Source organism: Nostoc sp. DedQUE07 (genome assembly GCF_034530975.2).
Taxonomy (GTDB): Bacteria; Cyanobacteriota; Cyanobacteriia; order Cyanobacteriales; family Nostocaceae; genus Nostoc.
Genome location: NZ_JAVRCC020000023.1, coordinates 1 through 14,526 on the forward strand (window position 1 = coordinate 1; position 14,526 = coordinate 14,526).

Below are 14,526 nucleotides of genomic sequence, written 5' to 3' on the forward strand. Positions count from 1 at the left end.
TAATTCAAGGGTTAACTAGTTTTCATTGGTGGATTAACATCGGAGCTTAATCGTAAGTGATTTACCGGACATGATATAAGCGGTCATTTAAGGCGATTCTTCCTAATTCAGAAATAACCTCAACTGGAACACCAACAGATTTAGCTGCTTCTGGGATTGTTACTTTGCTATTTCGCAATAGGTCTAAAACTTGCTGCACTTTAGGAACAACTGGATCGCTTTTGTTGGTGTAACCCCGATTTATAGCAATTCTCAGCCCGGTTTCAATATCATCTACTCTAGCTCTGCGATTTTTATCTATTAATAGTGTCTGCTGTCCAGCGATTGCGCTACTTTCAGAAGCTGTTCGGCGTTTACGTGCAGTGCCGAAGCCTATCGGAGACGCTGCGCGTAGCTTGCTTCCCTGTAGGGGTATGACGAACGCATTTGCAATCTGAATACCAACATACCCAGTGTTTCTACGCACTGGAACGATATCGAAGTTGTAGAGTCGTTTTTGTCCCGTTTTGTCTACAGTTTGGACAAGTAAGTTAGTAATAGCAGTAGTAGTAGCCCCTGGAAACTTTAGCGGTTGGATTGGCCTCAGAAAAATCGTTGTAGCGCGTCCGCTTTTTAAATCTGTATCTGTGGTGTAGATCAGTCGTGAAGGGTCTGCTACCAAAATATAGGCGATCGCCTCGTCGGTTTGAGTGAAGCTAATGGGCGTAGCACGTCCTGGAGTAACTTGAACCTGAATCCTGCTGCTTGCAGCTGTATCCCGTTCAATCAAGCGATATGCAGGAGTTTGTGCTTGTGCCTGTACAAAAGGTATCGTCACCCCAAATAGTATTGTGGTGCTAGCAATAACAAGAGTGGCAAATTGTTTCATACCAATGAAAGAATTTTGGACTAGAAGTTTTGACTTATAGGCTGTTCCAGTAATCTCAAAGATTAAGTTGTAGAACGTTCAGTTTGTATCTATTCAATAGCCAGGATGCTGTAGATAACTTGACTTCAATCTGTTTGAATTTTAAATTTCTGGCTACCTATACAAAATTGGTATCATCGTTCAACTTTCAAAAAACTATTGACGACAACTGAGACTTCTGTACCTTCAGGTAAAAACTGGATATTTGGACGTTGTAATAATTCCTGTACTGCTTGGTCAGAGCGTCTAGATAGACGTTCACTGACTGGACTAAAAAAGCCTTCCAGCGCCGCCGCCCAAATCTGAGGATTAGAGTTACTAGTAATAGTACTTTGGTTAAAAGTGCCACTAGAAACAACAGTGCTAGATTGAGTACGGGGCTGATTCACTATGCTTCCCACTTTACTCAAACTACTGAGTAATCCAACTAACAAATCTTGTTGGGCAATATCTGTCCCCACATCATTCAGCTTTTTAGCAATTAATGGTTGCTGTCCTCGACCACGAATTAACAAAGTCTCAGCCGGAATGGTTTCCTGTTTAACTGTGCCTTGGGAGTCAGGGTAAATCAGCGCGATCGCACTAGCAGATACCAAGTTATTCTTTTTACCTACTGCCACTGTTTTCGTTACTAAAACAGTACCAGCCGGGAGTGCCACCGTGCCATCTGTAGCTGTGAGAGGTTTGGTTAACTCGATAGCAAAGCGATCGCTGGGATTATTCCCTCCCTGATCCCAAATCATTGGCATAACAATTCTACCAGGGGCAGATGTACCTAGTGCTACCTCTTTAGTTTCATTTACATTAAGATCGGCTGGAGCTACAGGGGTGCGATTGAGAATACCTACCATTCCTGGAGTCAAGTTATCAGTTTTACTGTCAGTGCTTTTGGAGCCAATTAAAACTGTTTGAATACCAGGGTCTTCGGGAGTGGAAATGGATGGCCTAGCTGTTGGTTTCAAGCCTGTTGGAGTTTGAGTGTTAACAGCAACTTCTGACTGAGTTTCAGCTGCTTTAGAGTTACCGATTTGCGACTGTCCCAGGCTAGCTAGTTGGCTCCACTGCTGGAAAGGATCGACATTACTTTCAGGCTGTCGTATTCGTGGTGAAGGTTGATAACTTACAGGATTTGGAGAAATATACCGCACTACTGGTGGCGCAGGTTGAGAAATTCTGACAGGAGTTATTGGTGTTATGCGTGATGCAGGAGTTGTGCGCGGTGAAAAAGTCTGACGAGATGGCGTTGGTTTGGGTTTATTTTGTAAGGTTGGACTTGGGGACTTAGCAGCAACAGGTTCCACTTTGAGTTGTTGCCGTTGGTCTTGAAACGCTAATCTACTTTTAAGTTCGGCAGATTCATCCAAAACTGGTTCGCCTGTTGGAGATGGAGCAGGAGTTTGCACTACTTGTTTGACAGGAGGTTTAGGTTGGAGAAATCCAAACCAGATCAGTGCTACAGAGCCAATAACGATTCCGACTAAGCCAACTACCGAACCTAGTCGCACACTAGGTTTTTCTGCTAACGGTCGCTCTACCGCTCCTTCTGCATCTTGTTTCAAGCGATATTCTTCGGAAATGAGGTGACTTGCGGTAGGGTTATAACCTGCCAACAACTGCTCCTCTTCAGGGCTGATATCATCATCAGCAACCAAAGTGGCTTGGTTAGAGCGATGATTGCCGTTAATACTGTTGAATCCCGGCGAAGAATCAGCAGAGTTCTCGTTTAGGTAGTCAAATTCATGGTTTTGATTTGAATTGGTCATAATTCTACCCTTTTCCTTTAGCGTCGTTGCTGAGAATTGAACTCAACCATCTTGGTAATTTGCAGTCCAGACGATCGCACTTCATAAATTTTCTGTTCTACCAGAGGGGCATCTTTACCTAAAGGAGATCGGGGAATCTCCACTGCTTGGACGGTAAATGTGCGGTTAAAAGGAATACGCTCATCTCTACCAGTAGTGCGGTCAACTAAGATGCGGGTAGCAATCATGTCTATTTCCCATTCCCCAGGTCGTACTGCTCTTGGTTCTGACAGATAGGAAATAATAGTGGTGCTACGCAGTTGACCTGAAAAGAAGGTGGTAGGAACTAATTCGGCTATCTTCGGTAGAGAAGCTTTGGCAAATTCCGGTTCTAGTAGCAGGGAAGCAAACCAAGTATTTGTGGGAATCCGCCCATTTCTACCAACTTGAATGCCTTGGTCTGGTTGATTAGTGCCAGTGAGTTTGTCATCCCAGTTAAATGTTAGGGTTGTCCAGTCACTAACTACTTTTTGAATTACAGCTGGATAACGCCAGTTGCGGTCTTGCTCAGAAATGTAGATTGTCTCACCATTTACCAACTGGGCAAAGGTCGTCTTGCGATCGGCGATTTTATTGACCCTGAAAGCGGTGAATAGAGTCAACAAAAATATCAGACCGTTAAATGCAGTTAGGCAGATAAAGCAAACAGCTAGGAGGTTTTTGGCTTCTGGAAGCAATGGAGCTTGAAGTCGTTTAATTTGCAGAGTCATACCAAATTGGCACAAGTAGTATTGTTTGAAAATCCACCGAACAGCCTTGTGTTAAAGGTTTTTAATCCATCTTGGAAAGTTATGATGCCTGTCTTGAAAATAGGGACTAGGGATTGGGGACTGGGGACTGGGAACTAGGAACGAGGGTAGGTTAATTTTCATGCCATCGTTGTGTGATTCATCACATGACCGTTTAGCTTGAAAATAGGGAATAGGGGAATAAGGATTTTCATCCATTGATTGTGGGATTTTCCCGTGATTGACTGTCTTGAAAAGTGACGCTCCTCCGTCGCTTTAAGGTACCCCTGCGGGGAAGCAAGCTAGCATCTCGTAGAGAAGTTAGTTATGCCGCAGGCTTTACGCTGCGCTAACGGAGAGGCGGAAGTCGGCGCACCCTGCGGGATCTTGCTACAGACTTTCCGCAAAATCCAAAATCTAAAATCCAAAATTGGTATTACCCCCTACGGAGTAGAGCAATACTGGTAGCAGTTCCAATGGCACTGCTAAAAATATCGATTAAACCTTTGACATTGGCAGAAATGCCGTTATAGATTGCCATTCCCCCACCTCCAGCTATCAATACCGCCAAAACTGGTGCAAAGATGCTCAGGAAACATAAAAATGCTACATCAGATGCTAATTCAGCACCCGACTTCACCAGGACGACGGCTGCTAAACCTACTAAAATGTTGTAACCAAGTTGAACGCCAAACAAGGAAATAAACCCTGTTAGCCATGCCCAAATAGGACGACCTTGTAATGGCAGCAAAGATAAACCAACTGCGATCGGTGCAAATAATGCCGTTAGCAACAGAGCAGCTTCCAAGATGTTTACAAAGCCCCATTGCAGGGCATAGAGGATAAAGCGAATAATGGGGATGGCAGTATCTCGAAACACACTACCTGGATCGTTGGCAAACTGAACAGCAGTACCGATTTGACCAGGTAAAGTTCTATTCCAGAGAAAACTAGCAAAATCTCGTAGTGGTTGGAGTGGAGATTTAGCTTGCTCTTCAGCTTTGGTAACAATTGCCTGTGCCTGGGCTTGCTTTGAGTTCCAGCATTCAACTAACTCTGTACCGACTTTTCCTTGACATTCGCTATAGAGGTTTTCTAGCTGTTGTCTAGCGATACTGCTAATTGCCACATTGGTAATAGCATCTCGAAATGTTAGTTCACCAACTTGAAGCTGAAGAACGCTTTGCACTTGGTTGTAAGCGAAGCCTCGGATAACAGTAATTGTCTTCGCCAGCATATTGCCGTTGGCCCCCAAGAAAATCATAATCACGAAGGGCCAAACAAAGATTGATGCCAGTTCTGACCATGATTGCTTTTCAATGATTTCCTTACCAGTGGTTAGCGCCACAAATAATATGCTGGCGGCTCCCAAGGTGATGCCCAATTTAATCAAGCCAATCCATAATGCCGAACCGAGCGGATCTAAAGTAACTAGCCAGACAGTATTCCACGACTCAACTGTGGCGCGAGAAAGTTCTAAAGAACTGGAGATAATTTCTAAGGCATCGGATTCTCCGCCTGTTACTGGAAATGATTGAGCAATAATGTGGATCATGAGTGTCGAAAGCGTTAGCGATCGCAGCTAAAATTGACAGGACTTACGGATAAAGAATAAGTTTGCGGATCGTCCCATAAAGCCTGCGGCATAGCTCCGCTTAGGGCGTAGCCTCTCGTAGAGAAGGGAAGACACGAAGAAATGAAAGGTTTTGCGTAAGTTGTAATTGATTTACAATGTCTAATTAATTACTTAGAGCTAGTACAGCACGGCATAAATAAACGAACCATATCCCTACTCTTAAAACTTGCTACAAAATAGCTAAAAAGGTTGATTAATCAAACTTTTGACTTCCGCCTTACCGTACTAGCTCTAAACCGTACTAGCTCTAAGATTCCAATTGCTAGCTACTGCTTGTCAGAACCAAGGGTAATGCCACCAGGCATGATCAATAACCCCGCCTGTTGAGTGGCAGCATTGCCTGCGGCAACACTTTTACGGCGATCGGCTGTATTGATGGCCGAAAGTTCCTTAGCTGTTTGAGCGGTTAAGGTGTTACTCAATGCCCTGTCAATGCGTGCTTGCTGGGCTTCAATAAGCATCCGCTCGTTGACGCGACTGCTAAGGGCAGTCTGTTGGGATAGGTTTTGCAAAATCTGTTGGGTGACATCTAAACTTTGGGATTCCTCACCTAAGCTGACGCTTTCTTGAGTATCTTGTTGAGTAGCTTGCTTAATTTGAGCCATCTGACTTTGGGCTGTTTGGCTCAAAGTAGCCTGATTAGCGATCTCTGTGGCAACTGTTCTAGTAGCATATTTACCAAGGTCTTCACGGATACCATAAGAGCTTTGACCATTGGTTTTGTTCTCCAAAGTTTCAGACAGCACCGCTCCAGGATCGTTGTTGGCAGAACCGTTCATGATTCCTGCCAAAACTTTGTTTAAATCTGGAATTTGAATTGCACCCAAGGCAGAATTGAGCAAATTGCCAAGAGGATTAAATAGGTCATTTTGAGCGAAATTTTTGACATCTCCCACAAAATCATTGATTTGAGATGTTGTGTCTGAGGTGAAAATACTACTACCAGTAGTTTTGTTACTAACAGCAGCAGCTACCGGATCTCGACCGTTGTCTTGAGTGCGAGCAAGGGCTGGACTGGCGATAGAACCAAGTTCAAAAATTAGAATTAGTGCCATCAATCTGATAAAGGTAAGTTTAGATTTCATGACTCACGCTCCTTAAGTTTTTAGATATATCAACTTGCAATCAGGCGTTCTTGAGCCTGTTGGCCATCGTTATTCTCTGGGCGATCGCTTTCTCCTAGCAGAGATGCTCCGCTTTGGTGGGGCCTGTCCGCAGGACTTACGGCTGGGCGTAGCCAATCGCGCAATGCTGTGGTTTGATGTATCTCTTGACCAATATGCTTAAAGCCTCTGTTTTCCTTCAAAGCAGGAATGTAAGCATCGGTAAACGCTCTCAGTCCTAACAGGTTGCCTTTAGCGGTATTTGGATACTGAGCCATCACCCGTTCTCGTGCTTCCCGTTCATCCTGGTTATTGGCAACACTGGCCAGCATCATTTCCCCTGGGTAAAAGCGGGTACGCCAGAATCTACCACCTGTTTCTACTAGCCAGCAGGAATAAAGGTCGCTGGTACGGGGCAAAAATGCTTCAGTCGCATTCTGACTGATAATATTGACGGGATAGCCCAGATACTGTTGGAAAGAAGCAATACCGCTACTGGTAATACGTCCGGTAATCCGGTAGGTCATGTTCTGCATAATTTGAGCGCCTGTCGAACACTCGCAAATGGTATCCGGGTCTTGGGACATCAGCAGAACAGCAATGCCTTCTTTCCTTCCCGTGGCACAGGTTTCGCCTATAATCTGGGCAAAGCCATCTTTACGTAACAATACGGAAAGCTCATCGCCAATAAACAAACTCTTAGGATAGGATAGGGCATTACGGATACAGGCACTATGGGCGTTAATTGCCATCAAGTAAGCATCCTGTTCGTTACTCAATCCACTGAGAGCAAAGAATTTAATCGCCGGTAATGGGGAAAAAGTGCTGGGACGAGCGATCGCTTTTCCCAACCTAGATGCCAGTAAAGCGCTAACCTGATTTTGGATTTGGTTAAGTGCCTGTCGGTCAATCTCTTCAAAGGATCTCAGATTGAGACGTTCTCTAGTGCAGAACTTGACGAAATCTGGTAGCGTGGGTATCTGCTGCCATTCTGGTGAAAGCCAGCCCATATCAAAGGCTCGATTGTAGCGAGTAATAATTTCTGCGTCTTTTAAAAATACATCCAAAGCTTTCACCAGTAAAGCATCAACCCGTTGAGCTAAATGGGGGTTTGTGACTTTACCCATTGCGATCGCAGTTAATGCTTTGCGAATAAAGTCCTTCCAAGATTCCATGCGCCGTTCCCGTTCTGACTTGTCGAAGCGTCGCAAATCTGGCGGTTCCAGTAGGTTACTGCTGCCACTGGAAATATCGTAATATGCTCCTTGTTCGCCCAAAAGCTCAATTGCCATTTTGAAAGTGCTATTACCACTGGCAGAGATATCCATACCAACAACGGGAATATTGTTCGCTAATGCCTCTAAAGCAAAGCGCCATCCCAAAACGCTCTTTCCTGAGCCGGAAGTACCTGTAATTAGCGCGCGTCCAATCTGCTGGTGAAATAAGTCAACATAAATAGGCTTGCCACCACGACTGGTAAGGAATTCCACACCTTGTTTATCGATGTCCTTGGGGACAGTTAGGGGCATAATCCCAGCTACAGTATGGGTATCTAAAGTTATTCTGCGTTCGCTGAGATTACCTCCATGCAGCAACCATTTGCAGGTAATCGGCAGGGTTTGCAGCCAAATTTCCCAAGCAATATTACGCTCTCGAATGACTTTGGCAGTCTCAAAACTGTTAGCTAACAAGTTACAAGCGTGGGTTAACTCTTGGGCACTGTGACGATAAACTAGAAATACAGGCGCACAGTGCAACGCTTTCGTCCCTTCATAGAGTCGTCGTTGGGCTTCAAAGGATTCCTCCTGTTTGATTTCCGCTCCAACGTCCCGTCCTTGTCCTTTGGTTATGGCTAAAGTGCGGGCTGTTTTGGATTGTTTTGCCTGACGCGCCAGGTTGTCTTGGATTAAGAAGTCATTGCTGCGGCTGATTTCAATCCAAGCTTCTGTATCGTGAACATAGCTGGAAGCAAGGATTTTCCAGACCCACTTTAGCTGCTCTTGGGCATTAGACCAACCGACGGGGGGATCTGTTACAACCATGACTCCACAAACCTTACTTTTACCTGTCAGGTAAACTCGGTCATTATCTCCCCGATGTTCGGGACAGGCAGAGCGTCCCTGTTGTCCTTCAATCAGTAATGTAGAAATGTGTTTATCGGTGGTTAGGGTTTCTGTTAACTCCAGTCCCGTCTCAGTCTCCTTCAGTGTAATGACTTGGGGAATAGGAGGTGCTGCACCCTCATTAAATCGATTCCAAAGCCACTGCCACAAATCTGTAGCATTGCAAGGTGTTACTTCTAAGCCAATTTTAGTATTGAGCAGCAATTCCCACTGAATGAATCCTTGCTGAAACCCTTGCAGTAAAAGCTTTTTGAAAAACTCCTCTTGGTAAATGCGTTTGTTCCCTGTAATCAGTTCAACTGCCCAAGAGCCGAATTTTCTACATTTTTCAATCAGTCCACCCACAAAATCCTTTTGCTGTGAACCAGCTTCATCATCGCTCGTCCAAGTACAGAAGGCAATTTGATTCCAGATTTGGCGAGAACCTGCTTCCTTGAGTTGTTCCACCCGCAATTGCTCGTTGCGAAGCAGCACAGAAACTGGTTTCAAGTGGCAATCGTCTGCTAAGGCAGTAAGTGGGGTTTGGAATTTATGAGGTACTCCCTTGGTAGAGCCTGTTTGTAGGGGATATGACTCAGTATTATCACTATAACAGCCTGTACAAAAAGTAATTTTTTCACCGGGAGGTAGTTCTTTCAAACCCTCTTCGATAGAGTGGGCAAATTCGCTGACCTCATTTTCATGCAGTATGTCATGCAGTCCAGCAATACGAAACCCAAACACGAGTTGATACTGAGAGTTGCCTTTATCTAATAACAGGGCAGCCACTTCACGATCATCCTTCTTAATTTCTGCAATACAGCAGATGTTTACCTCATTTTGGAAGGGCATGAGCTTACTTTTGCCTCCATATTGATTCGGTACAATCAGTGGCTTGAATCGGATTTGTACTTGCGAGTCTGCGTACCGCCGACGCACCCACCAGGGTCGATATTCGGGAATCGGTGAGATGTAAATGCTGTTACTATTGCACCACTCTGTTCCCGGTGGATTACGCCATCGATCTAAAAACTGATGGGGCTGTTTGCCTGTGAGAATCCACCAACTGATAATTAGCCAGAACGAGGTGGCAAAGAACCAACCCATACCCAAACTGAGTAAACCATTAGTGAGAACATAGCAAACTACAATGATGGCAATCCAAGGAAGTAGCTGTTCAGCCGGAATTGGCCCAATGCTGGCTTGTTTGCCTAGAATCCGATTGACTTTGATGAATTCTTGATTGTCTTGTGCCATATTTTTGTAATTCTTTGGTGCTGCATTCTGACGAATGTTTTCTGACTTCTGAATTCTTATTTAATTGCTATAAAATTCAAGTTGGGTTTACCTGATGGCTGTTGTTCCTGTGCCATTACCGACAAATATGAAAGTGATGACATCAATGGCAATTACGATGGAGAACGCTAGACCAACTTGAGTAACAATCGGCCGCCAGTCGTTACCTTGCTGTGCTTGGTTATAGGCAAATAGAGAAGCCGCAGCAACCAGCAGCAAGAATGCACCTCGGATGAGGTTAAATGTCAAACCAACAACGTTGGCATCCAAAGTACTAGTGGAACCGCCTCCGGCTTGGGAACTTTGTTGGGCTAAATTGTTGAAGAAGCTTTCCAACCCGCTTAAGAAAATAGCTTGGGCTGGAGTTGTAAAAGTATCGAGTAAAGCGGTAACAGTGATAATGGCGGCAACAATATGCCAAAAACGAATTTTTCTACCTAAATACTTTTCTAGAATTGGTACTGTGCGAATTACGTACCCAATACTCAAGAAAACAATGGTGGCACATCCCAAAATAGTGACGAATATGGGTTTGGTAGCTAACAAATAAATTCCAATTGCAAGACATAGTAAAATGAAAAGTAAGTCTGTGCGGTTGATTTTCAGGTTTATCAAGTTGGTTGAAAATTTCCGAGATGGCAGCAGTTTTAACTGAGAAATGTGAGATTTTGTATTGTTCATTTTTCTCTTCTCGTTTGTAGAATTAAACTTGCATTTCTGGTTTGCTGGCTTTTCTTTGAGTTTGTTTCTGGCGTTGCCTTGCAGTATCTTTATCAGTCTGAGCTTGGGTAGAGCGAGTTGATTGCTGATTGTCCAGTAGCGTTTCTATCTCACGCAGGGGGATGCTACACTGCAAAATCTCCGGAGGCTGCCCTGGTACTAAAACGGCATCAAGCACTTGTTCATCGTTACGATTAGGGTTAAATCCTTGAAGTAGCCGTGTATCATTGGGCAGTTTTACTACTTCAAACTCGTACTTGACTTTGCCCTTTTCAGTCCAGGTGAATGTCGGTTCATCGTTGCTGTTAAATCGGTTAGGTAGTTGTTCTTGAAATTTTTGAATTAATGCTTGAGTGCTGGCTTTAAGGGCGTATTCTTCTTTCGACTGTGGCAGTTTGCAGATGCCCGTCTTTTCATCAGGGCTAAGATTGTCTTGTGCGATCGCCCACTGTCCCTGAGTGCGAGTACCAGCAAAGAGTGTTTCACCTTGGGTATTCTCTAAAGCGATGGCTACCTGCTTGTCCTGTGGTTCTACCCATAAAGTTTTGTTACTGGAAATGGCGATACCTGCTTGGGGTGATTGGTCAAATAACTCACCAGCTACTTTGGCAAACCCCACTAAAGCATCGGCACAAGCAGCTTGTTGTTGCTGTGCTTGGCGTTTCGTCAAATGTTCTAAAATGTCAACGTTTGCTGGTTGCTGGTTAGCAGAGTTAGGTTGGACAATATCTGCATCAGTTTCTGACTCGACAGCAGTAGAATTATTCTGTGGTGCTGCCATCTGTTTTTCCAATCGGCTAACTACCATTTCTAAACGGTCAAGTCGCTTGGAAAGAACTTTCAGGTAGGCTTCAATTTGGTCAAGCTGTTCGCTGACGCTGGCATCCTTATTTAATTCAAATGGTAGAGATTGGTATTTGGGGTCTAGTTTGTCACCAAGATTATCTACTTTCGAGCCGATTTTGGTAGCAGCTACAGCCAGTGGATTGTCTGCGGTTGATTCTTCAGATACAGTTTGAAAATCTTGAGACTTTTGAGACTCTGGTGAGTCCGGCTTTGTTTCTTGCAAGCGACTGGCTATGTTATCTACGCGGTCATTCTGCTGTTGCAGTTCTTTGAGAATTCGTTCAAGCCGCTTGGAATCAGCCTCGGCTGCCAGCTGTTCCAAAACACCTTGTCCTACCGCAATTCCCAGAGATGCCAGTTGTCCTGTTAAGCCTGCCAAATTCACCCCATTCACTTCTCGTCCATTGGTGGCAGCTGTGGCACTTAAACGCGAAGCTTCGTCTAGAGGCTCTCTGGATTTGGAGTTTTTGGCAGCAGTTTTATTGGTCTTAGCTCTGTCCTGAGTTTTAGGTTGTGTTTTAGGCTGAGAATTACTTTGGGTTTTAGTTGAAGTTTTGGCTTGAGTTTTAGTTTGGGCTGCGCTAACACGACTAACAGATGGCTCGTTTTCTTCACCTAAGTCATCTAGGTCGTCAAGTTTAGTGTTGAAATCGTCATTTAATAGGTCGTCTAGTTCGTCGTTTGTATCATCTATTTCTTCATTTTCTTCATCTAAATCGAGCAGGTCATCTTCTAATTCATCATCGAGGTCGTCTAGTTCTGTTTCAGCAAAACCGCAAATTTCAGCAATGTTAGAAGGGGTGAAGTAGTTTTCATCTTTGCTGGTAATTCCTTCGAGGTTTTTAATCAGGTATTTGCCACTGGTTCTGTGGTTGGGATCATTAGTGAGGTAGAAGCGATAGCCTCTAATCTCGTCATCATCCCCACCTCCTACACAGAGTTCTACTGTGATGGGGGCTTTACCCGATTCCTGGCTGTAATTTTCTACATAGGCTTTAAAGTCTTCGTGGGACTGGATAGAATCATCCTGAATTGAGGATGCGATCGCTTTATCCAATGTGTTTTCAATATGGCGGAGTTTGCGGCGATCTGTCAGGTTTTCCCATGAGCGATTTTGAGAATTTTGTCTTTGCTTAGGTTTGGTCAGTGTTTTGGTAGCCATAGGTACTCAAAGCTGATTGCCTTAGCAGTTAACCTAACAAGACTTGATTTAAAAACAGCTAGACCAAATGGCGATTTATAAATTGTCCAGTTGGCTAATGTTGACAGTTAGCAGTTTTATGAACAAATATCCTCTTAAGGATTAAGAAATTTGCGCCTATCCTATAATGTTCTAGTAAACTTTACTAGAACAATTTAGCCTACTACCAACTGTGAAATGAACAGTACAACACAACCATTACCACCCCCAGGTGGGATTGATCCTCTCTCACTACCATCTGTCTCATTAGGAAATCGGGCGACACTTCCAGCAGTGCCAGCAGTCTACTTCTGCATAGAGGCAGACAACAAAATACTGTATATAGATTCCACACTCAATCTAAATCAAAAGTGGATTGCCAATAGTCAATACAGTCATCTCGCGGCGATGTCCGATGTTCGGATCGCTTGGTTGTTAGTAGATGAGCCTGAAAACTTGGAAGGTATAAAACAAGCCATGATTGAGTATTGGGAACCAACACTTAATGACTGGCGCTACAAACTACAGCTGATTCAAGATTTAACTATCGACGGGTGGCATGATTTCCAAAAGGTGAACTTGGAAATTTGGGCTATGTACAGAGATGCTGTGATGCCCACGCCTGCGCCTGAAAATATTGCTGCTGCTTACAGAAACGAGATTAGAAATAAGGCAGAAGAATTTAGAAAGGTCAAGTCTCAGGAGCGCCGCCAACGACTTGACCAGCTGCGGGCTGAGGTACGAGAACTAGAGAGCAGTGGATTTGTACCCCCAGCTGGTTGCTACCTCAGCACTTACAAAGTGAAAAAACTCTACGGCTGCTATGAATACTGGAAATTGTGGAGTCATTACCCAGTCTTCCCGGCAAAGATGAACGACAAGCAAAAAGCGTTCTGGTTAAGCCAGGGCAAGGACTACCAGAAAAGCGGCAAGGTTAAAACCATGCATCTAGGGAAGCCTGACACCTTGGCATACAACGTAGCAATACAAGGGTTAGCAACCCGTAGGCGTATTGAGGCATTGCAGCGAGAAATTGAAGTGCTGTTATGGAGTTTCGACGATGAGAGCAAGGAATAAACATAAACCCAACTCCAACCCATATTGTTCTAGTAAACTTTACTAGAACAATATGGAAACGCGCACACTAAGAAAAGCGATGCCTTTTTCGTTGGAGCAGCCTAAGAAGAGAAGTGCGGGCTACGCCTACACAAGTACTACTCAGAATTGTCTACATTTAATTTGACTTTGAAATATTGCCGCTTTAGCTTCGAGTCGCCACGATTTGCATACTGGTTAGATTTTTCAAAAATGGTTATCAGTCCGCGTTTCTCCATTTCCTTAAAAAACCACTCCCATCTGGCCAAGTCTTCTGGTGTAGCAGTAAATCGCAAATCGTTAATTTCACCCATCAGCATCACCCCATCTGACTGTATCTAAGAACTCAATGGCATCACTTCCCCAGGTATCCCAAGCTCTGTTTCCTGGTTCACAGTCTTCTTCGCATCCATGTCTAGACTGTCTAGCCTGACTATCTTCACCTACTGCTAAAGTAGGAGGGTCAAGAACATCCAGACGCGATTCAATCAGAGCGATCGCTGCTGCAAGAGTTGCAATCTGATCTCTGTCCTTCCTAATTTCCCCCATTAAGCCTATCTGATTATTAGCTATACGCCGTTTCAACTCATCCACCTCTACCTTGCTAATAGTTGGTTTAGCTTGGGTAGATTGAACAAGCAAAGGAACTGTTAGACGATTTTTCAACGCATCCAACACAAATTCTTTAAGAGAAATACGCTCATCCTGCGCTCGTGCTTTTACAGCCTCAAGTAGTTCTTTCTCGCCCTCTCCATCAAATTTGATGTTTAATTGTGGTCGGCTCATGACTAGACTTGACTAGACTTGTCTACCCAATAATAGAACAAACTGCTTACTTTTTGTCCCTCTCCGTAGGCGCAGCCTGCCGTAGGCATCGCTCGTCTCAATTATCCTTCTTGGGTTAGAGATGGCGAAGCTATCATGAAGTGCAAATTAAACTGTTTTGATAGAATTGCATTTCTCCACCAGATCGATAACGCTAGATGTTCCCTCCTCCAAAATAACCGAAAATCAATCTTCTGATTTTGATACATTTCATTGATAGGATTAGAATAAAGACTGTTTTTAGGATCAAAGCTTTCGGTAAAGTAGCTGTGTTTCTTAAGTTTAT

General features: G+C 44.1%; 11 protein-coding genes. 1 reads left to right on the plus strand and 10 read right to left on the minus strand.

Features of this window, described 5'->3' with window-relative positions; translation table 11 throughout:
• Window positions 1–61: 61 nt before the first annotated feature.
• The 8 genes from RMZ95_RS18150 to RMZ95_RS18185 form a co-directional block, all read right to left on the minus strand.
• Window positions 62–868, minus strand: a complete 807-nt coding sequence (locus tag RMZ95_RS18150; protein ID WP_409882962.1) for a hypothetical protein — start codon at window positions 866–868, stop codon at window positions 62–64.
• Between the two features lie 173 nt (window positions 869–1,041).
• Window positions 1,042–2,670 carry a hypothetical protein gene (locus RMZ95_RS18155; protein ID WP_409882964.1) on the minus strand — a complete coding sequence of 543 codons (1,629 nt, stop codon included), beginning with the start codon at window positions 2,668–2,670 and terminating at the stop codon, window positions 1,042–1,044.
• A 17-nt stretch (window positions 2,671–2,687) separates the two neighbouring features.
• Complete coding sequence (locus tag RMZ95_RS18160) at window positions 2,688–3,419, minus strand: hypothetical protein (RefSeq protein ID WP_409882966.1); 732 nt, start codon at window positions 3,417–3,419, stop codon at window positions 2,688–2,690.
• A 454-nt stretch (window positions 3,420–3,873) separates the two neighbouring features.
• The gene (locus tag RMZ95_RS18165; RefSeq protein ID WP_162398245.1) at window positions 3,874–4,992 is read right to left on the minus strand and encodes a hypothetical protein; all 1,119 of its coding nucleotides are present in this window, start codon (window positions 4,990–4,992) and stop codon (window positions 3,874–3,876) included.
• A 347-nt stretch (window positions 4,993–5,339) separates the two neighbouring features.
• Complete coding sequence (locus RMZ95_RS18170; protein WP_409882968.1) at window positions 5,340–6,158, minus strand: hypothetical protein; 819 nt, start codon at window positions 6,156–6,158, stop codon at window positions 5,340–5,342.
• A 29-nt stretch (window positions 6,159–6,187) separates the two neighbouring features.
• Window positions 6,188–9,535: a hypothetical protein gene (locus tag RMZ95_RS18175; RefSeq protein WP_409882970.1), complete on the minus strand. Its 3,348-nt coding sequence runs from the start codon at window positions 9,533–9,535 to the stop codon at window positions 6,188–6,190.
• An 87-nt stretch (window positions 9,536–9,622) separates the two neighbouring features.
• Entirely contained in the window at window positions 9,623–10,255 is a 633-nt protein-coding gene (locus RMZ95_RS18180) for a hypothetical protein (RefSeq protein WP_409882972.1), read from the minus strand.
• A gap of 22 nt (window positions 10,256–10,277) precedes the next feature.
• On the minus strand, window positions 10,278–12,302 hold the full coding sequence (locus tag RMZ95_RS18185; RefSeq protein WP_409882974.1) for a hypothetical protein: 2,025 nt from the start codon (window positions 12,300–12,302) through the stop codon (window positions 10,278–10,280).
• A gap of 216 nt (window positions 12,303–12,518) precedes the next feature.
• Here RMZ95_RS18185 and RMZ95_RS18190 point away from each other — a divergent pair, with 216 nt between their 5' ends.
• The gene (locus RMZ95_RS18190; protein ID WP_409882976.1) at window positions 12,519–13,397 is read left to right on the plus strand and encodes a hypothetical protein; all 879 of its coding nucleotides are present in this window, start codon (window positions 12,519–12,521) and stop codon (window positions 13,395–13,397) included.
• Window positions 13,398–13,534: 137 nt separating this feature from the next.
• On the opposite strand, the gene RMZ95_RS18195 is transcribed toward RMZ95_RS18190, so the two are convergent.
• Together RMZ95_RS18195 and RMZ95_RS18200 are read right to left on the minus strand one after the other, a co-directional pair.
• The gene (locus RMZ95_RS18195; RefSeq protein ID WP_199331162.1) at window positions 13,535–13,729 is read right to left on the minus strand and encodes a hypothetical protein; all 195 of its coding nucleotides are present in this window, start codon (window positions 13,727–13,729) and stop codon (window positions 13,535–13,537) included.
• The gene (locus tag RMZ95_RS18200) at window positions 13,722–14,201 is read right to left on the minus strand and encodes a hypothetical protein (protein WP_409882978.1); all 480 of its coding nucleotides are present in this window, start codon (window positions 14,199–14,201) and stop codon (window positions 13,722–13,724) included. The genes RMZ95_RS18195 and RMZ95_RS18200 overlap by 8 nt, the downstream gene beginning before the upstream one ends.
• Window positions 14,202–14,526: the final 325 nt, after the last annotated feature.